Below are 24902 nucleotides of genomic sequence, written 5' to 3'. Positions count from 1 at the left end.
CGCAGGGGGAGAAGATGGGCGAAGCGTTAGATGATAAAGCGAGAGTAGATCAAGGTGATGAGCAGGGAGATTTGGCTCAAAGAGCAAGGCGTCTGCTTTTGACCGGAGGAATTGCAAGTGGTAAAACCTTTGTCTCCGACTATCTTGCTTCAAAAGGGGCGATAATTATCGATACCGATCAGATCTCCCGGCAGTTGACGCAAAGCAGTAATGTTCGTGGTCGAGCAGCGCTTGCCGAGATTAGGGATACTTTTGGTGATCAGCTCTTTACCGCGAAGGGTGAGCTTGATCGCCCAAAGATGCGTGAGTTGATCTTCAATGATGAAAAAGCGAAGCAACAGTTAGAGGCTATTTTGCATGGGCGTATTCGTAGTGCAGTTGAGGAGCAGATCAATCAATCTCACCATGCGCCCTACATTGTGGTGGTTGTCCCTGTGATTGACCAAAATTCCCCCTATTTAGAGTTGTGTGATGATGTGTTAGTAATTGAGGTTCCTTATCAATTACAGTTACAGCGCTTAATGGCTCGTGATAGTATTGATAAAGATTTAGCGGAGAAGATTATTAATGCGCAAATCTCCCGTTTAGATCGACGAAAGCTAGGTAATCATATTATCATCAATGAAAACAACCAGTTTGTGGAACGGCAACTTGATAAACTTCACCTGTACTATCGAGAGCCTGTAGCTCTAACTTGAAAGGGTAATAATTTATACAGTTATACAGTTATACAGTTATACAGTTAAGTAGTTGAATGATGCATTCATGCAATGATGCAATAGCGCAATGGCAGATCATGTAACTGCTTAAAAGTGGTCAAAATGAGAGCTGGTGGGAGTTGATGCGGTGAGGGTTATTAGCAATATTCCAGAGCGAGATAGTGAAATAATAGATAAGGATCAGAATGATTTACGAGTTTCCATTAACAGAAGGTATCAGACGCTTTTTAAGAATCGAGATGTTAGCAGAGCAGGCAGTGGTCTATATTGAGCATGATTCAGAATATAGTACTATCGCTGCCGTTCGCGCATTGTTAGATCTCGTCACGCTGGTCTCTAAAAATGATACAAAAATTGAGTTGATCAAACAGCTCGATCAGATGATCTCTATGAATAAGCTTGAAGGGGATGATCAGCTTGAAGCTGTAGAGCTCAAGAATATCTTAAGCCGGCAATCATTTCGTGCTTATGATGATGTTAAGGAGAATGTCTTCCTCAATACATTGCGCCAACGATTTGTCATTGTTGGTGGGATCTGTGCATTTGATCTTCCTGTATTGCATAATTGGCTCAATATGCCCTTCGAGCTACGGAAACAGCACTTTTATCAATGGATGTCTGTAATCGACAATGTGATGCATGCCGTCCGTTTTGTCTTAAAGCATCTTCGTAGCAAGATGATTGAAGAGGAGTGTGTCTTTAAGCATGGCTTCTACTATCGATCGGTGAAGTGGAAGGCAGGGCTACTGCGCCTCAATACCGATGGTTATGATTTCTTTCCAGAATTTAGTGGGAACCGTCATCAATTGAGTATTCGATTAGTGGCGCAATCAACACCTTGGGAGCCTCCTCGTCAAGTGGATACAGATATTACCTTGAAGGTGGAAATTTGTGGTGCTTAACCTATTGCGTTAAGTCTATTTAAGTCTATTTTGAGCGTTATTAGAGGTTGATTATTAGAGATTGATTGTTCGGGGTGATCTAAGATGTTGATGGTATATGAGCGTTTATTGTTTATCGTTCATCATTTATGTTGGATAGCTTTTGATACCAGAGAGATCAGGAAGATCAAGTAGGATTAGGTAAGATCAGGTAGACCGGATAGAATTTTATGATTTTATGTTCAATCGCTTAAAAGAGGAGTGGTTGAGTCGTTAATTCCTTTATTTTAATGAGGTATTTATGAGTTTAGATGGAAAGATTGCATTAGTCACCGGCGCAACGCGCGGTATTGGAAAGGCGATTGCCGAAAGTCTTGCCCGTGAAGGCGCTTATGTCTTTGGTACGGCAACATCAGAGAAAGGGGCTGAAACAATCTCCACCTATTTAGGAGATTCAGGTGAAGGATTAGTACTCAATGTTACAGATCAAGAGAGCATTGAGTCAGTTTTAAAAGCAATTACTGAAAAGAAGGGATCTCCTGCAATTTTGGTGAATAATGCCGGCATCACCCGCGATCAACTCTTAATGCGAATGAAAGATGATGAGTGGAATGATGTTATTTTAACCAATCTAACAAGTGTCTATGCACTCTCAAAAGCGCTTCTTCGTCCGATGATGAAGGCGAGATATGGTCGAATTATTAACATCAGCTCTGTTGTTGGTATTACAGGTAATGCCGGTCAAACGAATTATGCGGCGGCAAAAGCAGGTGTGATTGGTTTTACAAAATCGATGGCAAAAGAGGTAGGATCACGTGGAATTACAGTCAATTGCGTGGCGCCAGGCTTTATCGATACCGATATGACTAAAGATTTACCAGAGTCTGTTAAAGAGTCTCTTTTAGCCAATATTCCCGCTGGTAGACTTGGGGAACCTGAAGAGATTGCAGCGGCGGTCACCTTTTTAGCTTCCGATCTTGCTGCCTATATTACAGGCGAAACCATCAATGTTAATGGTGGTATGTTGATGGACTAATGATTTTTTATTAGTTATAATTGCCATTGTATTAATTTTGGTGAACTGTTAATTCAACAGTCGTTTTTTTAGTACAGAATTGGCACGAGCCATTTTGTTATAATAATTTAAGGATTTAAAGTTATGAGCGACATCGAAGCACGAGTCAAAAAAGTAATTATGGAACAACTTGATGCTAAAGAAGAGCAAGTTGTGAATTCAGCATCTTTCGTAGACGATTTAGGTGCAGATTCTCTTGATACTGTTGAGTTAGTAATGGCTCTTGAAGAAGAGTTTGACTGCGATATTCCAGACGAAGAAGCAGAAAAAATTACTACAGTTCAGCAGGCTATCGACTACGTAAATGCTAACCTATAGTAGTTGATTTACAGAATGTGATTTTGGGTAGATGTTAGGAAACAAGCCTCTGCTCAAATGCATATGTAAATAGAAGCGACTGTTTAGGACTTATATTAAGCTCTATACAGTCGCTTTTTTTTATCGATAGTTTTTCAGTGTAGAATTTTTAATTGTAGAAATTTTAATTGTAAAACTTTCAACTGTAGATTATTGACAGATAATACCGATTTACTTGATGGATATAGATAAAGCTGACAGACAAGGGGGCTTTAAATGAAACGACGAGTGGTTGTTACAGGGCTAGGAGCAGTAACGCCTGTAGGAAATAGTTATGAAGAGTCTTGGAAAAATATTTTAGCAGGGAAGAGTGGAGCGGCACCGATTACCCATTTTGATGTGAGTAATTCCCCTGTAACATTTTCTGCCCCTGTAAAAGATTTCGATATATCGAAATATATCTCTCCTAGAGATGCGCGAAGACTTAATCTCTTTATTCAGTATGGTATTGCTGCTGGCTTAGATGCTTTAGCAGATTCTGGACTTGAAATTACAGAAGAGAATGCAGAGCGTGTTGGTGCTTTAATTGGATCAGGTATCGGTGGATTGCCAGGAATTGAAGAGAATCACTCAACATTAATCGATCGTGGGCCCAATAAGGTGAGCCCTTTTTTTGTACCTGGGTCGATCGTGAATATGGTATCAGGACAGATCTCGATCTTGACGGGATTGAAAGGACCTAATATTGCGGCAGTTACTGCTTGTGCTTCTGCAACACATTCGATCGGTCTTGCGGCGCGTTTAATCGAGCATGGGGATGCGGATGTGATGTTAGCAGGTGGTGCGGAGATGGCAACAACGCCATTAGGAGTTGCAGGATTTGCTGCAGCTAGAGCACTCTCCCGTCGTAATGACGCCCCGGAAAAAGCATCTCGCCCATGGGATGTGGATCGTGATGGTTTTCTATTAGGGGATGGTGCCGGTGTGATCGTTTTAGAAGAGTATGAGCATGCTAAAGCCCGAGGCGCACATATCTACTGTGAGTTGATCGGTTTTGGAATGAGTTCAGATGCATACCATATTACAAGCCCCTCTCCCGATGGTGAAGGTGCATCACTCTGTATGAATGCAGCGATTAAAGATGCTGGAATTGATCCATCTGAGATCGATTATATCAATGCTCATGGAACCTCAACCCCTGTCGGCGATCTGATGGAGCTCAAAGCGATCAAAAACAGTTTTGGTGATGCGGCAAAAGATGTTGCGATCAGTTCAACTAAATCGATGACAGGTCATCTTTTAGGTGCTGCCGGTGGGATCGAGGCGATCTTCTCCATTCTTGCAATGAGAGATCAAATCATTCCTCCTACGATCAATCTAGATAATCCCGAGCCAGAAGTGGCAGAGTATCGTATCATTGCCAATAAGGCAGAGCCGGCAGAGTTGAAGGTCGTTCTCTCTAACTCATTTGGCTTTGGCGGGACAAATGGTAGCCTGATCTTTAAAAAAATAGATTAAGTGAAGAGGTTTTCTTTTGAGATTATTGGGTAGAGTTATTCAGACCTTTTTTCGTTATCTTCTATCGAAAGTAAGCGTTATTATCTTCTTAATTATTTTGCTAGGCGGCTTCTTTGTTGTCTCTAAAGATCTAGAGGACTTTTTGCAGACCCCTGTGAATTTGCCGGAAGATGGGATCGTTCTTGAGATTAAGCCGGGGATGACGATTGATGATGTTGTTGGGATATTGCGTAGTAAAAATATTATTCGCAATGCTCTCTACTTTAAATGGTATGCCCGATTTACCGGTGATGCGAGTAAGTTGAAGGTCGGGGAATATGCGCTCTTACCGGAGATGTATCCTCTTGAACTTCTCTCAATTATTACCAGTGGTCGTGTCTTGCAATATAACTTTACCATTATTGAGGGGTGGAACTTCTCTCAGCTACGGCAAGCTTTGGAGAAATCCCCCCATCTCAATCAGACCTTAAAGGGTTTAAGTAATGAAGAGGTGATGGCAGCGATCGGTTTAGAGGGAAAACCTTATGAAGGCTATTTTCTCCCCGATACCTATCTGTTTCCTAAAAATTATAGTGATGCTGAACTCTTGAAGCGTAGTTACGCGGCGATGAATGAGGTGGTCGATAAGGCTTGGGCGACGCGTCAGCCGAATCTCCCTATTAAAAATAAGGGGGAGCTCTTAACGCTAGCTTCTATTGTGGAGAAGGAGACGGGAGTTGCCAGTGAAAGACCAGAGATTGCCGGTGTTTTTGTGCGGCGACTCCAGAAGGGGATGCGTCTACAGACTGATCCGACCGTTATCTATGGTTTAGGGGATCAATATCGTGGTGTAATCTATAAGAGCGATCTTCAACGTGATACCCCTTACAATACTTATACTCGTGATGGGCTTCCCCCTACGCCAATTGCGATGCCAAGTCGAGAGGCGATCTATGCGGCGGCAAATCCAAAACCGGGTAAGACGCTCTACTTTGTCGCAAAGGGGGATGGTTCTGGTGAACATCTCTTTTCAGAGACATTAGATCAGCATAATCGAGCGGTCAAGCAGTATCGCGATCGAATGAGAGGGAAATAGTAGTGATCAAGCAAGAGAAAGTAGCAGAGAGACCGGAAGTGAAGTCATCTATACAAAACTCCCTTCAGAATAAGAGCCCCGTTCGGGGTTCTTTTATTACATTTGAAGGAACTGAAGGTGCCGGAAAAAGTACGCAGATTGCATATGTAAAAGCATTTTTAGAGGCGCAGGGAATCGATGTTGTCACAACACGAGAGCCAGGAGGTACGCCTCTAGGTGAGTCGGTCAGAGAGTTACTCCTCACAAAGGAGATGTCCCAGATGACAGAATTGCTCTTAATGTTTGCAGCGCGAGCAGAGCATATTGCAAAGGTGATATTGCCGGCGATGAAGGCAGGAAAATGGGTTCTCTGTGATCGCTTTACCGAATCGAGTTATGCCTATCAAGGTTATGCGCGTGGTCTCCCCTTGAGCGATATTGAGGCCTTAGAACAACTTGTACAAGGGGATCTTCGCCCTGATTGTACCTTTTGGTTCAATCTTCCTGTAGTTGAGGGGATGAAGCGCGTTCAATCTCGTGGCAAGAAGGATCGCTTTGAGGCGGAAAATATTCATTTTTTTGAGAAGGTATCTGCCGGATTTGAGGCACTCTCTCAAGCAAGACCTACGCAGTTTTGCGTTATTGATGCAATGGCGCCGATCGATCAGGTTACCGATGCGATCTTGAAAAAGATTGAGAGTCTCCCCGCTTATCAAGCACGAGGAGGAGATGATGAAAGATGAACAAAAAGAGATGATGGACTTAATACGCTTTAAAGAGATCCCTTGGCTTCAGGCAGGTTATCTCGATTTAATGCAGCGAATCGAAAGCCCTTATCCACCCCATGCGCTCTTGATCTATGGAAAGTCCGGCGTCGGTAAACGGTATCTGGTGGATGCGCTTGTTAATCGGATTTTATGTCAGAATCCTCAGGATGGGCATGCTTGTGGCGTGTGTCAAAGTTGTCGCTGGCTGCAATCGGCGTTTCATCCCGATCTCTATATCATCGCAGGCGAGAGTGAAATTAAGGTGGATGATATTCGTAAAATTCACCATTTTGCGCAACTCACGCCGGAGACCGGTCGGAAAGTAGTGGTGATTAAGCAGGCGGATCGAATGAATCTGAATGCCGCTAATAGTCTTTTAAAGGTGCTTGAAGAGCCGCCTCACGATCTGCTCTTTCTCTTAGAGAGTAGTGAGCCGGAGAAGTTACCGATCACCGTTCGAAGTCGGTGCCAATTCTATTTTGTAGAGTCCCCTTCAGAGGAGGATTCTCTCAGCTATCTACAGAAGCAGATTACAGGGCATTACTCCCTAAAAGAGGAGCATTTACGGTTGCTCTTAGCGGTGACCTTTGATGCGCCTTTTTTAGCGCTCAACTATCTACAACAGGGCTATATTGAGAAGCTACAGCCGTTGCAAGAGAGTCTCGAGCGATTACTATTAGGCGAGACGCTCCCAAGCCGAGAGTTAACGCTTCTTCTTGAGACAGAAGCGCTCACCTTTGGCTTTCTCTTTTTTCTTCTTCGAAACTCCTTTGATCCCACCGCGGGAGAGCGTTTTCCTACATTAGAGCCGCTCTTTCTCTATCTTGCGCGTCTTTCGCCCCAATTTCGTTTAACGCAATATGAGCAATTAGTTGAGATTAATCGATTGCGAGAGGAGCAGACACGAACCGATTGGGCATTAGAGGCTTGGTTTGTCTCTTTCTTTGGCTAGTCTCATTGCCGGTTTCTGTAGGTGCCGGTAACGCCTATTCTTCCCCCTCTCCCTCTCTCTCCTTCTCTCTTAGTTAACTAGATGGGCCACTTTAGGAATCTGCGATTTTAGTGTTGTGATTCTTTCCGGTCCTGATGGATGGGTAGAGAGAATAGAGCTACTACTACCGCCGGAGGCATTTAACATCTTCTGCCAGAGGGTGACCGCCGCATTGGGGTCATAGCCGGCAAGCGCCATCAATTCCAATCCTAAAATATCTGCCTCACTCTCCATCGTTCGGGAGAAGGGGAGAGAGAAGGCGACATCTCCTGCTTGTTGCATCAATTCATTGCCAATCTCTCCAACACCTAATACGGAGGCGATAATGGAGATCCCCGAAGTTTTGACTAATGCTTGGGAGGCTTTCTCACGACTATGTTCTCGCAAGACATGAGCCATTTCATGCCCTACAATTGCGGCAATCTCATCATCGGTAAGATTGAGTTGCTCAACAATACCGCTATAGACCGCCATCTTTCCACCTGGCATGGCAAAAGCATTGAGCTCATTGCTACGAATCACATTGATCTCCCACTCAAATTGATCACTATCGGGGCGGAAGTTTTGCGTATGGGGTACTAATCGTTTAAAAACACCCTTAACGCGTTGTGCCGTGCGGGAATTATGATCGACTGCGCCAGATTTTTTAGCATCAAGAATCATCCCTTGATAAGCCTGTTTCGATTGCGCATTGAGTTCTGCGGCCGGAATCAATTGTAGTTGTGAGCGCGTAACACCCGTTAATCCTGCGTGAGTACTACTTGCACAAGCAGTGATAATTAATGTTGCCGCCACAATGGAGAATAATTTCTTCTGTTGATTGCTCTGAGAGGGAATAACGGCTCTTATCTGCCTCAATATCGTTTTAATCTTCATCGCTTCTACGCTCCTAAACAAGTTATATTCTTCGATGCTTTGACCTATTGGTTTTTTGGTTGGCTATCTCTACTATGAGCTGAGAATCAGCAGTTGATCGGCTCAATGGGAGATTTTTCTTCCGGCATCTTACCCTTCACCGTAAATGGATCTATTGTACTACTTTTAGGGGCGATCTTATTGAAAAGCGCTAGAAAATAGTAGGAGGTTACATGAGATCGATGATCAACTTTTTTAGAGAATGGTTTTTATCCTGCGTGACTTTTGTAGCGGAGGCGATTGTGGGTTCACCGGAAGAGAGGCAGACCATTGAGGGACGATCGAGAGAAGATTGTATGGTGGAAGATCGCATGATGGCAGAGGGCGGTTTTACCCTGATGGAGCTTCTAATTGTGTTAGCTTTAATTGCGACCATTAGTATGATTGCGATTCCGGTCTACAGTAACTACCTGCAACGAGCAAAGATTACAGAAGGTCTCACTTTAGCAAAAGGTATTCAACTAGAGGCTGAGCTCTACTATGCTCTCAATGGGGATTGGCCAAAAGAGAATGCTCATGATCTCTTAGGATTAGACAAAGCGGAGAGTTATCGAGGGAATAGTGTGGAATCGATCGCGCTTGATGGGAATCAGATCACTATTACTTACAATGATGAGATTCGTCGAGAAGGGGGCGATTCGGCAAAATTGCTCTTAACGGCAGAGAGTAGAGGCGGATCGATTTATTGGCAATGTCAGAGTGACAATATTGCGAAAGATCATCTTCCGAAAGAGTGTCTTCCTCAATAATATCTTCTCTGAGGCATTGCGTTAGGGGTATGATATAATTCTTCTTAAATCTCCCTAATAGGTGAGAAATAGCTCGCCTTTTAAGAGTAGGGATTGAGAGAAATGATATTGGCAACCGATCGAGAATAGTGATTATTTTTGATCGGTTATCTCTTTTATTGTGTTGATCATTTTTGATAATAGAGCCGTTAATTGTGAAGACATTGCTATTGCGTAGAGTAAAACCTGAATGGATGATCACCCTAATTTTAGGGCTAATTGTTTTGGCTTTAGTGGCGATTATTGCGCGTGACATTATGGAGCGTCGTCGTATTGACCAAGCATTAGAGGAGGCGAAGACCTTAATATCAGAGGTCGCGCTGAGTTTGACGATTGAGCAGATGACAACGCCTCTTGCTGTCTCAAATGCCTTTTTAGCAGAGCGTACCTCCAATATTGCGGACATTATTATCTATCCGGGAAATTATCTTGAGGTAACTTTCTCTCCAATGTTGATCAATCTTCCGAATAGGACATTACAGCTCTCATTTAACTCCCTCGACCAATTAACGCGGGGAAATGTGGAGTGCCGTGGAGGAGATCTCCCGATGCCGATCACCCCTTTACAATGTCGTCGATAGATTCGGCGTCAAAGATGCTAATAGGTGGGCATATCCCGGTAAAAAGAATGAAATGGTCAGCTCCCGCTATTCAACAGCCTCTCTTAAGAATCATTTATAAAAAATAGGCTGAACGCTGCCGGTCCTCACTATCGTGTGCTTCCACAAATTCCGCGCCGGCAGTAGGCATCAAAGATGCCAATAGGCGGGCATATGCCGGTAAAAAGAATGAAATGGTCGGCTCCCGCCATTCAACAGCCTCTCTTAAGAATCATTTATAAAAAATAGGCCGAAGGTTGCCGGCCCTCACTATCGCGTGCTTCCACAAATTCCGCGCCGGCAGTAGGCATCAAAGATGCCAGTAGGCGGGCATGCAGTTGTAAAAAGAATGAAATAGTCAGCTCCCGCCATTCAACAACCTCTCTTAAGAATCATTTATAAAAATAGGCCGAACGCTGCCGGTCCTCACTATCGCGTGCTTCCACAAATCCCACGCCGATAGAAAATAATTAATTCCAAATCGCCGGCATTTTATTATCAAAATCATATCTATTTTTAGATGAACTTAAGTTGCGTGGAGAGCGCTATTTTATTTGGAAAAGAGCAGATTAAGACCGACAAATATTGACATAAAAACAAAATAGTGGAGAAAAGTGGCGAAAAGTGGAAAATATTTTATAGAAAGTGTAATATTTGCTCTAATGATAGAGATATAAGGATGATCGTGAGCAACCCAACGGATAAACATATTTCGGTTCTTTTAGAAGAGTCGATCACTGCACTCAATATTAAACCCAATGGAGTCTATGTAGATGCTACTTTTGGGCGCGGAGGACATTCCCGTGAGATCTTAAAACATCTGAGCAGTGAAGGGTTGTTAATCGGCATCGATAGAGATTTAACAGCACAGGCTTATGCCAATGAGCATTTCTCGCAATATGAGAATTTTCGTTTTCTACGCGGAGAGATGGGAAATATAGCGGCGCTTATAGAATCGATCGGAATCTCAGAGGTTGACGGTATCTTAATGGATATTGGCGTTTCATCCCCCCAACTTGATGAGGCAGAACGTGGTTTTAGCTTTATGAAAGAGGGGCCTTTAGATATGCGTATGGACCAAAAAGCAGAGCTAAGCGCCGAAGTTTGGGTGGCCCAAACAAGCGTGGAAGAGATGACCGAAGTCTTTAAGAAATATGGTGAAGAGCGTTTCTCCCATCGAATCGCCCGAGCAATTGAGCGAGAGAGAGCAGAAACGCCCATCACAACAACATTACAGCTTGCCAATATTATTAGTGATGCAATGCCCTTTAAAGAGGGGCGTATTCATCCGGCAACGCGGGTTTTTCAAGCAATCCGTATCGCAGTTAATGGAGAGCTTGAGCAGTTAGAAGCTGCATTAGCCCAATCAGTGGAGATATTAGGTCATGAGGGAAGGTTAGCCGTTATTAGCTTCCACTCCCTTGAGGATCGAATTGTAAAACACTTTATGCGGGATCAATCGAGAGTGAAAGATCTCTATCCAGATCTTCCTGTCTTAATTAGTACAGGTAAACCGGCGCTGAAAGTGATTGGGAAACCAATTAAAGCAAGCGATGAAGAGTGCCGGGCAAATGTGCGTTCTAGAAGTGCAATCTTGCGGATTGCAGAGAGGGTTCTATGAGAGTAGATAAGTTAATTATTGCAGTTATGGTTGGGGTTGTTGCATTGGGCATCTATCGTTCAGTGACGATTCAACAGAGCTACAGACTGTGGAATGAGATCGATAAGATCGAGCGGGAGAATATCGCGCTACGTGAAGAGTATGGTCGCTTGCAGTTAGAAGAGAGCATGTTAATTACAGAAGCGCTTCTCGATAGCGAGACAAGAGAGCAGTTGAAGATGGTAGTTCCTGATGAGAGCGCTATTGTCTATGTGATTGAGACCAATACCGATGTGAAATATGTTGGACTTGACCCTAAAGGGGTTAATGCACAATAAGTATCATGATAGTGAGGAAGTTACCGGCGCTTTGTGTGCCGGTCTTTCTATTCTGTTTTTTATAATGTAAATATCTCATTGTGAATAGGTGAGTAGGGTATTACTGTTGTAAATATACTATTGTGGATGTTAAAATATGAGTTTTATTGTGAGTTTTTGTTATAAATTATATTATAAACTCTATGAAAAATACTCCTCACTCGATAGACATCAGGCATCAGACATCAGGCATCAGATCTAGATCGATACAACTTAAAATAGAGCATAAAAAAAGCGAGTAAAAGAGAACGAATGAAGAGCGTATTGAAATCGCTAAAGAAGCGTAATTGGCGGAAAATATTCGTCTTAGGGATTTTTACACTTATAGCGTTTGCCGTTGTAGCGAGAGCCCTCTATCTTCAATATTATATGACTGACTTCCTCTTAGAGCAGGGGGATAATCGTTTTGTTCGCCATGTAAAGAATCCTGCTGTTCGTGGCACCATCTATGATCGAAATGGAGAGCCGATTGCACTCTCAACTGAGGTTCGCTCCATCTGGATCGATCCGAGTATCTTAAGTCAAAACCTCCATGAAATTCCTAAGCTGGCCTACTTTTTAGGGCGCTCCGAAGAGGAGATTAAACAGCTCATCCTCTCTCGTCAAAAATCACGATTCTACTGGCTAAAGCGTCAACTTCCTCCCCATGAAGCACAAGTCTTAATGGATCTTAAAATCCCCGGGGTCTACGATCAGGTGGAGTATAAACGCTACTATCCCGATGCGGAGATCACCTCTCACCTTTTAGGGTTTACCAATATTGATGATGATGGGATCGAAGGGTTAGAACTCTCCTATCAAGATTGGCTTAAAGGGGATGATACAACAACGCGAATCTTAAAAGATGCGAAAGGGCGTGTGATCGAGCGCGAGGAGATTATCGATATGGATAATTTCCGTGAGAGTAAAGATCTCACCTTGACGATCGATCGCCGTATTCAGATCTCTGCTTATCGCGCATTGAAGACAGGTATGATTAAGCATGAAGCGGTTGCCGGCGCAGTGATTGTTGCTGATATGCGAACAGGGGATATCCTCGCGATGGTGAATCAACCCGCAGGAAACCCCAATCGTTTAGATGAACGCCGAGCAGAGCTTCTGAAAAATCGGGTCATTACCGATATCTTTGAGCCGGGGTCGACCATTAAACCCTTTGTCGTTGCCGCAGGTTTAGAATCTGGTAAATGGCGCCCCAATTCGATTGTAAAGACAGGGCGTGGTGGTTATCGCGTGGGTAAAAATGTGATTCGCGATGTCTCCTCTTCAGATTCAATGGATGTCACGACGGTCTTGATGAAGTCGAGTAACATCGGTGTTGTACGCATTGCCGAGACACTTGAACCCTCAATTCTCTACAATATCTATGACAAAATCGGTATCGGTCAAAAGAGCCAATTGCGCTTAACCGGTGAAGAGGCGGGGCGACTCGGTCCCCTTCGTCGTTGGCAAGTCGATCCCTTTGAATATGCCACAAAAGCATATGGTTATGGCATCAGTGTCAATACCTTAAAATTAGCGCAGATGTATACCGTCTTCGGTAATGAGGGGCAATATCGACCCCTTCGTATTGTGAAGAATGATTACTATCCTGAAACGGTTGAGGTCTTTAGCCCTCGCGTTACAGGCGAGGTTCTCTTAATGTTGGAAGCCGCAACAGATAAATCGAAAGGAGCCGGCGGTTGGCGTGCGCGTGTACCTAACTTTAGAGTAGGTGGAAAATCGGGAACGATTCGTAAAATCGTCAATGGTAAATATAGTAGTACGCACCATCGTAGCTTCTTTGTGGGTGTCGCACCGATCTCCGATCCTCAATATGTTGTGGCAGTGATGATTGATGAGCCTCGAAAAGATGGTTATTACGGTGGTTTAGTAGCGGCGCCCATCTTTAGTGATGTGATGCGCAGCACCTTAAGAATTATGGGAACTAAACCTGATGCATTGCTCGATGAGCCCAATATTAAGCTCATTGCGAAGTAGGGCGAGGGGTGAAGAGCGATCTTAGCAGTTGCATAGTAGTGAAGTAGCAGTGAAGTAGCAGTGAATTTTAAGCAGAGGAGTGATGGATGAAATTAGCAGCACTTTTAGAAGAAACCAACATCATCGGGGATATTCCTGCCGAGTTCTTAACCCTTGAGATTGCTGGTTTGGCATCGGATAGCCGTTATGCCGCAGAGGGTGATCTCTTTTTTGCAAAGCAGGGGGAGAGCAGTCACGGCCTCGATTATCTCCCGGCACTTGAAACGATCGGTGTTGCTGCGATTTTTTATGAAGATCCTCACGGAACGATCCCTCATCCCACAACGATTCCCGCCTTTAAAGTGGCATCGGTCGATCAATTGATGCGTCTTCTCACCTTTCGCTACTACGAAGAGTTACAAGCACGGCTTGCACTAATCGGTGTGACCGGCACTGAGGGAAAAACATCGGTGACCCAATTTATTGTGAAAGCGTTTGAAGCACTCAATATCGATTGTGGTTTAATCGGAACAAATGGCATCGGCTTTCTCCATAATTTAAAGGAGAATACCCATACAACGCCCGACCTTTTAGCGCTCTATCAATCTCTCGCAGAGATCGATCAGAATGATAATGTTCGTGTCTTGATCGATGGGCGCTTGCCGATCGCGCTTGAGGTTACCTCACATGCGCTCGATCAGAAGCGGGTAGAGGGATTAACTTTTGAGACCACTGTCTTTACCAATCTCAATCGTGATCACCTCGATTATCACGGCACATTAGAGGCTTATGGTGCTGCAAAGGCTCGCCTCTTTTTAGAGTATCCTCAAAAAAATAGTGTTATCAATCTCGATGATCCCTTTGGAGCGACACTCTATCAGCGCTTAAAGCAGGAACGTCCTGAGGTGCGACTCTTCCCTTTTGGGACGAAACCTGTTGATGATCCTCGCTACCTCCATATTGAGAATCTAGAGCTTCATGCGGAAGGGCTGCGCTTTACGCTCAACTTTGAGGGCGCGGCTTACCCGATTGCAAGTCCGCTCTATGGCGCTTTTAATGCCTATAACTTAGTAGCAGCGATCGCGGTTCTTCTCTCATTTCGTCTCCGTATTGAGTGGGTTGTGGAGATTATTCCCCATATTACCCATGTAAAAGGGCGTATGGAGATGCTCCATCTTAAAAATGGGGCGGTTGCAGTTGTCGATTATGCCCATAAACCCAATGCGTTAAAGCAGGCGCTTATCTCCTTAAGAGATCATCTCGATGAGGGTTCGCTCTCTGTAGTTTTTGGTTGTGGCGGCAATCGTGATAAAGGAAAACGGCCATTGATGGCGGCGATTGCAGAGGCGCATGCCGATAAGATCATTATCACGAGTGATAATCCTCGCTTCGAAGAGCCGATGGCAATTATTGAGGATATTCAGGCGGGATTGAGCGATCCTACAAGTGAAAATATATTGATTGAAGCAGATCGAGCGGCCGCAATTGCAACTGCAATTCAGAGAAGTGCGCCGGGCGATATTATTCTGATTGCCGGAAAAGGGCATGAAGATTACCAAATTTTAGGAGATAGAGAGATCTATTTCTCCGACTTTGCTGAAGTAGAGAAGAATAACGAGGAGTTATCGTATGAAGCTATCTGATGCCGCTAAAATTATGAATGGTGAGCTGATCGGGCAGGATGCCTACTTCTTTGGAGGCGCAAGTGATACGCGTAAACTCAAGCCGGGTGAGCTCTTTTTTGCATGGAAAGGGGATCGCTTTGATGCTCACGATTATTTAGAGAGCGCTGAACTCAATGGGGCGATTGGTGCCGTTGTTGAGCGCTTTGTCCCCTCCGCACAGATTGCACAGATTGTTGTTAAAGATAGCCAAAAAGCTTTAGGGAAAATTGCCAAAGCTTGGCGTAAAGAGTGGCAAGGAACGATGATCGCCTTAACGGGATCGAATGGTAAGACCACACTGAAAGAGATGATCACCTCGATCCTCTCACTGAACCACGATGTTTTAGCAACGGAGAGCAACTACAATAATCATGTTGGTTGTCCATTGATGCTACTTCGCCTCAATAAACATCATACGCATGCCGTGATCGAGATGGGGGCGAATCATCCTCATGAGATTGAGTATTTAACAAAGATTGTAAAGCCTGATATTGCGATCTTAAATAACGCCGGTGCTTGTCATCTGGAGGGATTTGGCTCTCTTGAAGGTGTTGCTGAAGCAAAGGCGGAGATCTTTTTAGGTCTTGCGAAAGAGGGAACGGCAATTATCAATGCCGATGATGCGTTTGCGGAGAAGTGGCTACAAGATGTGATCGATTTTAAGAGTCTCACATTTGGTATTAAATCGACCGCCGATGTGATGGCGCATCAGATTGAAGGACGCTCTTTTGAGTTAGAGTTAAAACCCCTCAATGAGAAGCGGAAGATCGAATTAAAATTGTTAGGACGCCACAATATTCTCAATGCCTTAGCCGCCTCTGCCGCTGCAGTTGCCGCCGGCGAGTCGATCACCACGATTCAGAAAGGGCTTGAGCGCTTAGAAGCTGTTCAAGGGCGATTACAAGTTGTGAAGCTCAAAGAGAATGTGCAACTAGTCAACGATGCCTACAATGCAAATCCTAACTCCTTAAAAGCAGGAATTGATGCCTGTAATGCCGGCGTTCGCTGGTTAGTTTTAGGGGATATGCGAGAATTAGGAAAAGAGGAGATCGCAATCCATCGTGAATGTGGCCACTATGCGAAAGAGGCAGGTTTTAGCCAGCTCTTTGCCTTAGGGGAATTGACTAAGGCAAGTGTTGAAGGTTTTGGCGATGGCGCTATCAGTTTTCCCGATCATCAATCATTGCTTGATACGCTTAAAGAGGCGATTGCAACTTATGAGGACTCAACGCTCTTAACGATACTTCTAAAAGGTTCTAATAGCATGAATATGCAATACTTTTATGAAGCGCTTCTCCGGGAGCGTGAGTATCGCGATGATGAGTAATTGCATAATGACTCATGGAACCATGAATCATGCTAGAAGAGTTGAACTTATCCTTCGATTGATAACTCAATTAAGAGCTCAATTAATCATTCAATTAAGAGCCTAACTAATAACTCAATTAAAAACCCAATTAGAAATTCAAATAGTAACTCAAATAGTAACTCAAATAGTAACTCAAATAGTAACTCAAATAGTAACTCAAATAGTAACTCAAGTTACACTCCACTCACTACTTCATTAGAATAGTTCGTTTAAAGGATTCACCACTATGTTGTATGCGCTTCTCTCTCTCTTGGCTGATTACTGGTCGCCGCTACGTGTTTTTCAATACATCACGATGCGCGGAATTATGTCGGCCTTGACGGCGCTTGTCTTTAGTATCGGTTTTGGCCCAAGTTTTATTCGTTATCTTCAAAAGCAGCAGATCGGTCAATTTGTCCGTAATGATGGCCCGGAGAGTCACCTCTCTAAGCAGGGAACGCCGACAATGGGGGGAATCCTCATTATCTTTGGAATTCTGATCTCGACGCTCTTATGGGCAGATCTGACCAATTTTGATGTCTGGGTCGTGCTCTTTGTGTTGCTCAGTTTTGGTGCAGTTGGATTCCTGGATGATTATCGTAAAGTGGTGAAGAAGCAATCCTTAGGATTGCGGGCAAAAGAGAAGTATCTCTATCTCAGTGCCGCAGGGTTACTTGCCTCATGTGCGCTCTACTTTACGGCAGAAGCACCTTCAGATACCGATCTCTTAATCCCTTACTTTAAAGATTTAGCGATCCCCTTAGGGATTCTCTTTATCCCTTTTACCTATCTTGTTATTGTTGGTGCGAGTAATGCGGTCAATATGACCGATGGCTTAGATGGCTTAGCGATTATGCCGACCATTATGGTAGGCGGGGCATTAGCGATCTTTGCTTATATTGCCGGCAATATGGTCTTTGCAGATTATCTCTCGCTCCCTTATGTGGAAGGCGCAGGAGAGGTATTAGTAATTTGTGCTGCGATTGTGGGGGCGGGCTTGGGCTTTTTATGGTTTAACACCTATCCCGCTCAGGTCTTTATGGGAGATGTGGGCGCGCTCTCATTGGGGGGCGTATTAGGAGTCATTGCGGTTATTGTGCGTCAAGAGCTTGTCTTCTTTATTATGAGTGGGCTCTTTGTGATGGAGACACTTTCTGTAATTCTACAGGTTGCATCCTTTAAGTTGCGCAAAAAGCGTCTCTTTAGAATGGCACCGATTCATCACCATTTTGAATTAAAAGGGTGGCCGGAGCCGCGCGTGATTGTCCGATTCTGGATCTTTACCTTTATCCTAGTATTGGTCGGTTTAGCTTCGATTAAGCTTCGCTAATATCTCCTTCAATGCCCTTTAAAATCTTCTGAAAGACTTCTTTGAACTATTTCCTTGAAAGATTTTAAAAAATTTACAGTACCGTTAACATTTGTTGCTACATTAGTTTAGACATTAGTTTAGACATTAGTTGAGACATTGATTGTGATATTACTTTTATAAAAGTGATAGACAATAGAGAAGACATTACGACTGAATGGCGTATAATAGAAAAATTACATATTCACTACAAACATTCATTCGACACAGATTAAAAAGCTTTACTCAAAAGCTTTATCAAAAAGTTTTATCAAAAGTTTTTAATGACAGTGCATTCTATTTATGAGGAGAAGCAAATATGAAAAAACCAGTACGAGTAACCATCACAGGTGCAGCAGGTAATATCGGTTATGCAATGGCATTCCGTATCGCAGCAGGCGATATGTTAGGTCCAGATCAGCCTGTTATCCTTCAGCTTCTAGAGATCACCCCAGCGTTAGAAGCGCTTAAAGGTGTTGTGATGGAGCTCAATGACTGTGCGTTCCCATTAGTGCAAGATATCATCGCAACAGATGATCTTAACGTTGCATTTAAAGATACTGACTATGCGATGCTCGTTGGTGCGCGTCCACGTGGTCCAGGTATGGAGCGTAAAGATCTTCTTGAAGCAAACGGTGCGATCTTTGGTCCACAAGGTAAAGCGCTTAATGATCACGCAAGCCGTGATGTTAAAGTATTAGTTGTTGGTAACCCAGCAAATACAAACGCATTGATCGCAATGAAGAATGCACCAGATCTTAACCCACGTCATTTCCATGCAATGACACGTTTAGACCATAACCGTGGTTTAAGCCTTCTTGCAGAGAAGACAGGTTCACACATCAATGACATCAAAAAGATGACAATCTGGGGCAACCACTCTTCAACACAATATCCTGATCTTACCTTTACAACTATTAATGGTAAGCCAGCGCTTGAGTTAATTGAGCGTGATTGGTATGAAAACGAGTATATTCCACAAGTTCAACAACGTGGTGCAGCGATTATCAAAGCACGTGGTGCATCTTCAGCGGCATCTGCGGCATCATCTGCAATCGATCATATGCGTTCATGGGCATTAGGTACGAAAGAGGGCGATTGGGTCTCTATGGCAGTACCTGCTGATGGCTCATATGGTATCGAAGAAGGAATCATCTACTCATATCCATGTATCTGTAAAGATGGTGATTTTGAGATCGTTCAAGGTCTTGAGATCTCTGACTACTCACGTGAGAAGATGGATGCAACTGAGAAAGAACTTCGTGAAGAAGCAGAAGCAGTTAAATCACTTTTAGGTTAATCAATGTTGATGCGTTGCTAATAGCGGCGTCCTAAAATATCAAGTATTAAATAAGCTAATGATGATCGATCAGATCACATTAGCTTTTTTTATGGATATTTTCGTAGGTAATATGTAGTTTTAGTGCCGGCATCAAAGATGCCAATTTACGGGCATGCAGGGGTGAAAAGAACGAAATGGTCGGTTCCCGCGGCTCCATGAACCTTCTTAGGAATCATTGTTTGAGATAAAAAAGTGAGACAGAAAAAGCTGAACGCTGCCGGTCCTCACTATTGCGTACTTCCATAAATCGCACGCCGGCAGTTGGCGATCTTCTATCGCCAATAACTTTCTTATTTTTTTGAAATAATATAGGTTGATGAGTTGCCGGAGATGACCATTGCATCCCTCCAAAATTTGCATGCCGGCAAATATCGTTACTTTAGCGATATCATCCTGGTGCTGAAAGTGCCGAACAGCGGGCATGCAGAGGTGAAAAGAACGAAATGGTCGGTTCCCGCGGCTCCATGAACCTTCTTAAGAATCTTCATGAAAAAATAGGCTGATGAGGTATCGGCAAGTAGCGAACTCTCAATTGGATATCTGAAAGAGGGTGATTGAAAATGATGATGAGAATCATTAGCCAACTTCTTGCTGCTACTGTTAGAATAGAGAATTATGTAATGTGTTATCTCAAAAGTGCTAGAGAGATCGAAACATTGATGATATCGATGATAACCGATGACGTAGAAGAGATGATGCCGTAAGGGGATACCCCTTTTTATTGATGCAATGATTCACATAAAATTCACGACGATAAAGTAGAGATTTAAGAATGAAGAAAATTGGTGTTGTATTAACAAATTTAGGGACTCCCGATGCTCCTACAAAAGAGGCGCTGAAGGTCTATCTTGAAGAGTTTTTGAAAGATCCTCGCGTGATTGAGGAGCCTAAATGGAAGTGGTATCCCATTCTTTACGGGATTATCCTCAATACTCGCCCACAAAAGTCGGCGGAGAAATATCTAGAGGTTTGGGATAATGGTTCGCCATTACTCAATATTACAAAGGCGCAAGCGGAGAAGTTAACGCAATTATTGCCGAATAATTACCAAGTTGAAATTGCGATGCGTTATGGCAACCCTTCGATCGAATCGGCGATTAAGAAGTTGATTGCCGATAAGGTCGATGAGATCGTGATCTTTCCCCTCTATCCTCAATATTCTGCAGCAACGACAGCATCTGTGATGGATAAGGTTGGCGAGGTACTACGAGAGCTTCGTTATTTCCCCGCATTACGAGTCTTGGGTGCCTATTATCAAAACCCATACTATATCGATGCCTGTGTTGAACGTATCCGCGAATCGACAAAAGGTCTTGAGCTCGATAAGTATGTTTTCTCTTATCACGGTATGCCTCGTCAAACTTATCTCGATGGTGACCCCTATTATGATCAATGCTTAGAGACAACTCGCCTGATCGCAGAGCGAATGGGAGAACCCTTAGAGCGCTTTGAGACCGTTTTCCAATCACGCTTTGGACGTGCAGAGTGGCTCCAACCTTATGCCGCACAATTTTTTGAAGAAGCGCCCGGCAATGCTATTACCAAGATTGCCGTCTTCTGCCCCGGCTTTAGTGCCGATTGCTTAGAGACATTAGAAGAGATGGCGATGGAGAATTATGAACTCTTTATGGAGTCAGGCGGGGAAGCCTATACCTTTATCCCTTGCATCAATAGTGATGATCTCCATATCGAGATGATGAAGGATGAGGTTCTTAAATAGAGCTTGAACAGAGCTTTGAATAGGGCTTGAAGAATATAAGTATAAGCGACAAAAAGAGAGAGCGATCGGTTTAATTCGATCGCTCTCTTTCTATTTTGACTGTAATGATCCTATTATGCTTCTACTTTGCTCTCTTTCAACATCTTCTCAAGATGGTGAATATCCATGCCACCTTTAAGGAAGACAGGATCATTTAAGATACGAAGATGCAATTCAGCATTGGTGTTGATTCCTTCAATAATGAGCTCATGAAGCGCATTTTTAAGGCGACCAATTGCCATATCACGCGTTGGTGCGTAAGAGATAATTTTTGCAATCATCGAATCGTAGAAGGGCGGAACAGTGTAACCTGCATAGATATGGGTATCGATGCGAATCCCTGGACCACCTGGTGGATGATAATTGGTGATTAAGCCCGGTGATGGGATAAAGGTCTCAGGATGCTCCGCATTGATACGGCATTCGATCGCATGACCTTCAAACTTAATATCATCTTGCGTTAAGGTTAACGGCATACCACTTGCGATTTTAAGTTGCTCACGAACAAGGTCAACCCCTGTAATCATCTCTGTAATAGGATGCTCAACTTGAATACGGGTATTCATCTCAATAAAGAAGAATTCACCATTTTCATAGAGGAACTCAAAAGTTCCTGCACCACGATAGTTGATACGTTTACACGCTTCAACACACGCTTGACCGATGCGTGCACGCTCTTCTGCCGTAATACCAGGCGCTGGCGCTTCTTCCAATACTTTCTGATGACGACGCTGTAATGAACAGTCACGCTCACCGAGATGAATCGCATTGCCTTGGCCATCTGCTAAAACTTGGATCTCAATATGGCGAGGCTTTTGAAGGTAGCGCTCCATATAGACTTCTGGATTCCCAAAAGCAGCAAGAGCTTCTGATTTAGTCAATTCGATAGAGCGAAGTAGATCTTTTTCAGACTCTACAACACGCATCCCGCGACCACCGCCACCGCCGGAAGCTTTAACAATAATCGGATAGCCAACTTCACGTGCAAGACGGAGGTTCTCTTCTTTATTATCGCTTAAAGCATCGCCAGAGCCGGGAACACAAGGGACCCCTGCTTCAATCATCGCTTTCTTGGCGGAAACTTTATCTCCCATAATGCGGATTGTCTCTGCAGTAGGGCCGATAAAGGTAAATCCAGAATTCTCAACACGTTCTGCAAAATCAGCATTCTCTGCTAAGAAACCGTAACCGGGATGGATACCATCGGCATTGGTTAATTCAGCAGCAGCAATAATGCTCGGAATATTGAGATAGCTCAGACCTGGCGCAGGTGGACCGATACAGACAGACTCATCTGCAAGGCGCACATGCTTAAGATCTTTATCACCGGTTGAGTGAACGGCAACTGTCTGTATTCCAAGCTCTTTACAAGCTCTTAGAATTCGCAGCGCGATCTCTCCGCGGTTTGCAATTAATACTTTCTTTAACATCTCTAAATAGCTCCTTATTCAAGGATCATGAGAGGCTGATCAAACTCTACAGGCTCACCATTTTCTACTAAGAATTTCACAACTTTTCCTGAAACTTCCGCTTCAATTTGGTTAAACATCTTCATCGCTTCGATAATGCAGACAACATCGCCAACATTAACTTGCGCATCGATTTCTGTGAATGGGTCTGACGTAGGGGAAGCTGCACGGTAGAATGTTCCCACCATTGGTGAACGAACAATTTTTCCAGAGAGTTCAGCAGGAGCTGCTTCTGGCGCTGAAGTTGTCGCTACGGATGGCATCTGCACATTTGTTTGAGGCGCAGCTTGTGGCTGCATCATTGGCATCTGACCGGTAAATACCTGCGTCTCTTTTGGAAAGCGGCTAATACGAAGTGACTCTTCACCGTCTGTAATCTCGATTTCATCGATGGATGAGTTATCAATGAGTTCTACGAGTTTTTCAATTTCTTTAATATCCATTAAGATTAGCTCCTATGTAAAATGATAAGGAGATTCCATAGAGGAATCTCCTTATTTCGATCTATTTGTTCGAGTATTTGTTAGAGATTATATTCGTAATATTGAGTAGTGCAAGTTCATAGCCATAAAGACCACATCCGACGATGACGCCGCTAGCGATATCTGATAGGTAAGAGGTGTGTCTAAAAGACTCTCGCCTAAAGACATTTGAGATATGGATCTCTACAAAGGGTATCTCTACGCCGAGAAAAGCATCACGAATGGCGATACTTGTATGGGTAAAGGCGCCGGGATTGATAATAATGCCCTCAATATTATTCTGCTTTGCTGCATGAATTGCTTCGACAATCTCATATTCGCGATTACTCTGCATTGTGATTAAATCGATATTGCACGCCTTCCCGCACTCAACTAAGTGCGACTCAAGCATCTCAAGTGTTGTGTGGCCATAAATTTCAGGCTCACGCATTCCTAAGAGGTTTAAGTTAACTCCATTGATCAGAAGGATTTTTTTGTGCTTTTCTTGATTTATCATAAGTGACATTTTACCGCATAATTTTTAAGAGTGCCTAAATATTCCTTTATACCATTAAGGCTTTTCATTTGGCATATTTTATTTTAAAGATCTCTCTTTCGCGCTACTTAGAATGCATCTTAAATTTAAGAGAGAGGGGCATCTACCCTCTATTACAGCGAGATCTATGGCTCAGTCGGCTAATAAATAGGCATAAATAGACGCAGATAGGCAAAATAGTCGTAAATAGATATTACAAATAGACATTAAAGTTAGAGGAAAGTTAGAAGCTAAAGTCGTTTAGCTGGGGGTTTTAAATGTTTTTTTAACCATTTCTTCATCGCGCCTCAAGCGTTCTTTAATAACCTTCTATCACCTTTTTAAGCCTTATGAAAAAAGATTTAAAAAGGATTAAAAAAGGATTAACTATAGGTATAAAATCGTTCTGATAAAAAAAATAAAGCGGTTTTTTTGATCAATCTCAGTTATACTCCTTTTCTGTTTAACAAATAGAATGAATGGGATGACTAAAAAAGAGAGTTATTTTTCAATCGATTATTTAGGTCGTATCACCTCTTGGCGCCGGGTTTCACTGCAGCTATTTTTTCTGACACTCTGCCTAATGGCATCGCTGCTCACCCTCACTTTCGCTTCTGGGCGAGAGCGCGCACAACTTTACGAACCGGATCTACTCCTTACCACAAAACTCAACAATGGAATGGGAATGGGAGATAAAGATCACGCCCGCGTTCGTGCCATGATCCAAAATTATGAGACAAAAAATGCCGGAGTCTTCACGCATCTTGATGGTGATGGGCTTGTGGTCTTCAATTATGTTGTTGATGAGTTAGCGCGACGTGGTTTGCCGCTTGAGATTGCTTTTGTTCCTTTAGTGGAGAGTGGTTATCGTCCTAATGCGCGTAATGGTCAACATATTGGGCTTTGGCAATTAGGCCCTGCGGCAGCAAAGACTTTTGGTATTCAGATTTCACAAAAGTCAGATGGGCGTTTAAACTTCGTTCGTGCCACAGAGGCCGCGCTCGATTATCTAGAATACCTTAATCGCCGTTTTGATGGGGATTGGCTCTTGACGTTAGCTGCTTACAATGCTGGGGAAGGGCGAGTTCTTCGGAGTATGAAGAAGAATCGTGCAGCAGGCAAGCCGGTGAATTTCTGGAATTTAGATCTACCTCCCATCACTAAAGCTTATATTCCTCGTGTTTTAGCGCTTTCACAATTAGCATTAGAGAAATCGCAACTCGAAGTGCCGGTCGAATCAATCCCGGAAATTATTGCGGTGAAATCCCCCAATAAAAAAGAGCTCTTAGAAGCTGCACGTCGTTATGGATTAAAAGAGCATACCATCAAGTATCTCAATCCAAGTGATCTCTATACAAAAGATGGCTCTTCAGTGATGATTATGCCCAAAGAGATTGCAACCTTAGCATACGGAACGAACTAAGCGCTGAGGGTGATAT

General features: G+C 43.5%; 24 protein-coding genes. 20 read left to right on the top strand and 4 right to left on the bottom strand.

Features of this window, described 5'->3' with window-relative positions; translation table 11 throughout:
• The first annotated feature begins 14 nt into the window (after window positions 1-14).
• From coaE to B9T19_RS06655, 8 genes are all read left to right on the top strand, one after another.
• A complete protein-coding gene (gene coaE, locus B9T19_RS06690) occupies window positions 15-698 on the top strand; it encodes a dephospho-CoA kinase (protein ID WP_094567852.1) in 684 nt (227 codons plus the stop codon).
• Window positions 699-904: 206 nt separating this feature from the next.
• Window positions 905-1621: a cell division protein ZapD gene (gene zapD / locus B9T19_RS06685; RefSeq protein WP_094567850.1), complete on the top strand. Its 717-nt coding sequence runs from the start codon at window positions 905-907 to the stop codon at window positions 1619-1621.
• A gap of 280 nt (window positions 1622-1901) precedes the next feature.
• Window positions 1902-2636 (top strand): 3-oxoacyl-ACP reductase FabG, encoded by a 735-nt coding sequence (gene fabG / locus B9T19_RS06680; protein WP_094567849.1) that lies wholly within the window; start codon window positions 1902-1904, stop codon window positions 2634-2636.
• A 123-nt stretch (window positions 2637-2759) separates the two neighbouring features.
• Complete coding sequence (gene acpP, locus B9T19_RS06675) at window positions 2760-2993, top strand: acyl carrier protein (RefSeq protein ID WP_094567847.1); 234 nt, start codon at window positions 2760-2762, stop codon at window positions 2991-2993.
• A 255-nt stretch (window positions 2994-3248) separates the two neighbouring features.
• Window positions 3249-4490 carry a beta-ketoacyl-ACP synthase II gene (fabF, locus tag B9T19_RS06670; protein WP_094567845.1) on the top strand — a complete coding sequence of 414 codons (1242 nt, stop codon included), beginning with the start codon at window positions 3249-3251 and terminating at the stop codon, window positions 4488-4490.
• 16 nt (window positions 4491-4506) lie between these two features.
• Window positions 4507-5565: an endolytic transglycosylase MltG gene (gene mltG / locus B9T19_RS06665; protein ID WP_094567843.1), complete on the top strand. Its 1059-nt coding sequence runs from the start codon at window positions 4507-4509 to the stop codon at window positions 5563-5565.
• A gap of 50 nt (window positions 5566-5615) precedes the next feature.
• Window positions 5616-6287, top strand: coding sequence for a dTMP kinase (gene tmk, locus B9T19_RS06660; RefSeq protein WP_094567960.1), 672 nt, complete (start codon window positions 5616-5618; stop codon window positions 6285-6287).
• Window positions 6274-7263, top strand: a complete 990-nt coding sequence (locus tag B9T19_RS06655) for a DNA polymerase III subunit (protein WP_094567841.1) — start codon at window positions 6274-6276, stop codon at window positions 7261-7263. The genes tmk and B9T19_RS06655 overlap by 14 nt, the downstream gene beginning before the upstream one ends.
• A 69-nt stretch (window positions 7264-7332) precedes the next feature.
• On the opposite strand, the gene B9T19_RS06650 is transcribed toward B9T19_RS06655, so the two are convergent.
• On the bottom strand, window positions 7333-8178 hold the full coding sequence (locus B9T19_RS06650) for a M48 family metallopeptidase (RefSeq protein WP_094567839.1): 846 nt from the start codon (window positions 8176-8178) through the stop codon (window positions 7333-7335).
• Window positions 8179-8390: 212 nt separating this feature from the next.
• Between B9T19_RS06650 and B9T19_RS06645 the strand changes: the two genes are divergently transcribed.
• From B9T19_RS06645 to hemH, 11 genes are all read left to right on the top strand, one after another.
• Complete coding sequence (locus tag B9T19_RS06645) at window positions 8391-8966, top strand: pilin (RefSeq protein WP_094567837.1); 576 nt, start codon at window positions 8391-8393, stop codon at window positions 8964-8966.
• Between the two features lie 194 nt (window positions 8967-9160).
• A complete protein-coding gene (locus tag B9T19_RS06640; protein ID WP_143436864.1) occupies window positions 9161-9586 on the top strand; it encodes a hypothetical protein in 426 nt (141 codons plus the stop codon).
• A gap of 697 nt (window positions 9587-10283) precedes the next feature.
• On the top strand, window positions 10284-11225 hold the full coding sequence (gene rsmH, locus B9T19_RS06635; RefSeq protein ID WP_094567834.1) for a 16S rRNA (cytosine(1402)-N(4))-methyltransferase RsmH: 942 nt from the start codon (window positions 10284-10286) through the stop codon (window positions 11223-11225).
• Entirely contained in the window at window positions 11222-11542 is a 321-nt protein-coding gene (locus B9T19_RS06630) for a cell division protein FtsL (RefSeq protein ID WP_094567832.1), read from the top strand. Before rsmH ends, B9T19_RS06630 begins: the two co-directional genes overlap by 4 nt.
• Before the next feature lie 291 nt (window positions 11543-11833).
• Window positions 11834-13558 carry a penicillin-binding protein 2 gene (locus B9T19_RS06625; protein ID WP_094567831.1) on the top strand — a complete coding sequence of 575 codons (1725 nt, stop codon included), beginning with the start codon at window positions 11834-11836 and terminating at the stop codon, window positions 13556-13558.
• Between the two features lie 86 nt (window positions 13559-13644).
• A complete protein-coding gene (locus tag B9T19_RS06620; protein ID WP_094567830.1) occupies window positions 13645-15180 on the top strand; it encodes a UDP-N-acetylmuramoyl-L-alanyl-D-glutamate--2,6-diaminopimelate ligase in 1536 nt (511 codons plus the stop codon).
• Complete coding sequence (gene murF, locus B9T19_RS06615) at window positions 15167-16528, top strand: UDP-N-acetylmuramoyl-tripeptide--D-alanyl-D-alanine ligase (protein ID WP_094567828.1); 1362 nt, start codon at window positions 15167-15169, stop codon at window positions 16526-16528. Before B9T19_RS06620 ends, murF begins: the two co-directional genes overlap by 14 nt.
• Window positions 16529-16796: 268 nt before the next feature.
• Window positions 16797-17879 (top strand): phospho-N-acetylmuramoyl-pentapeptide-transferase, encoded by a 1083-nt coding sequence (gene mraY / locus B9T19_RS06610; protein WP_094567827.1) that lies wholly within the window; start codon window positions 16797-16799, stop codon window positions 17877-17879.
• Between the two features lie 337 nt (window positions 17880-18216).
• A complete protein-coding gene (locus B9T19_RS06605; protein WP_094567826.1) occupies window positions 18217-19197 on the top strand; it encodes a malate dehydrogenase in 981 nt (326 codons plus the stop codon).
• Window positions 19198-19799: 602 nt separating this feature from the next.
• Window positions 19800-19943 carry a hypothetical protein gene (locus B9T19_RS10615; RefSeq protein WP_158214370.1) on the top strand — a complete coding sequence of 48 codons (144 nt, stop codon included), beginning with the start codon at window positions 19800-19802 and terminating at the stop codon, window positions 19941-19943.
• A gap of 68 nt (window positions 19944-20011) precedes the next feature.
• A complete protein-coding gene (gene hemH, locus B9T19_RS06600) occupies window positions 20012-20959 on the top strand; it encodes a ferrochelatase (protein WP_094567824.1) in 948 nt (315 codons plus the stop codon).
• A 113-nt stretch (window positions 20960-21072) separates the two neighbouring features.
• Here the strand turns inward: hemH and accC are convergent, their stop codons facing one another.
• The 3 genes from accC to aroQ form a co-directional block, all read right to left on the bottom strand.
• Window positions 21073-22428, bottom strand: a complete 1356-nt coding sequence (gene accC, locus B9T19_RS06595; protein WP_094567822.1) for an acetyl-CoA carboxylase biotin carboxylase subunit — start codon at window positions 22426-22428, stop codon at window positions 21073-21075.
• 14 nt (window positions 22429-22442) lie between these two features.
• Complete coding sequence (gene accB / locus B9T19_RS06590; RefSeq protein WP_094567821.1) at window positions 22443-22910, bottom strand: acetyl-CoA carboxylase biotin carboxyl carrier protein; 468 nt, start codon at window positions 22908-22910, stop codon at window positions 22443-22445.
• Between the two features lie 61 nt (window positions 22911-22971).
• Entirely contained in the window at window positions 22972-23445 is a 474-nt protein-coding gene (gene aroQ / locus B9T19_RS06585; protein ID WP_198959061.1) for a type II 3-dehydroquinate dehydratase, read from the bottom strand.
• A gap of 502 nt (window positions 23446-23947) precedes the next feature.
• On the opposite strand from aroQ, the gene B9T19_RS06580 reads away from it, so the two are divergent.
• Window positions 23948-24886, top strand: a complete 939-nt coding sequence (locus B9T19_RS06580) for a transglycosylase SLT domain-containing protein (RefSeq protein ID WP_157953539.1) — start codon at window positions 23948-23950, stop codon at window positions 24884-24886.
• The last annotated feature ends 16 nt before the right edge of the window (window positions 24887-24902 follow it).

The sequence above is a fragment of the Ignatzschineria sp. F8392 genome, assembly GCF_002252045.1.
In the GTDB taxonomy this organism is placed as follows: domain Bacteria; phylum Pseudomonadota; class Gammaproteobacteria; order Cardiobacteriales; family Wohlfahrtiimonadaceae; genus Ignatzschineria.
The sequence above is the reverse complement of the archived record's forward strand: the minus strand, read 5'-3'. Positions and strand labels throughout refer to the sequence as shown.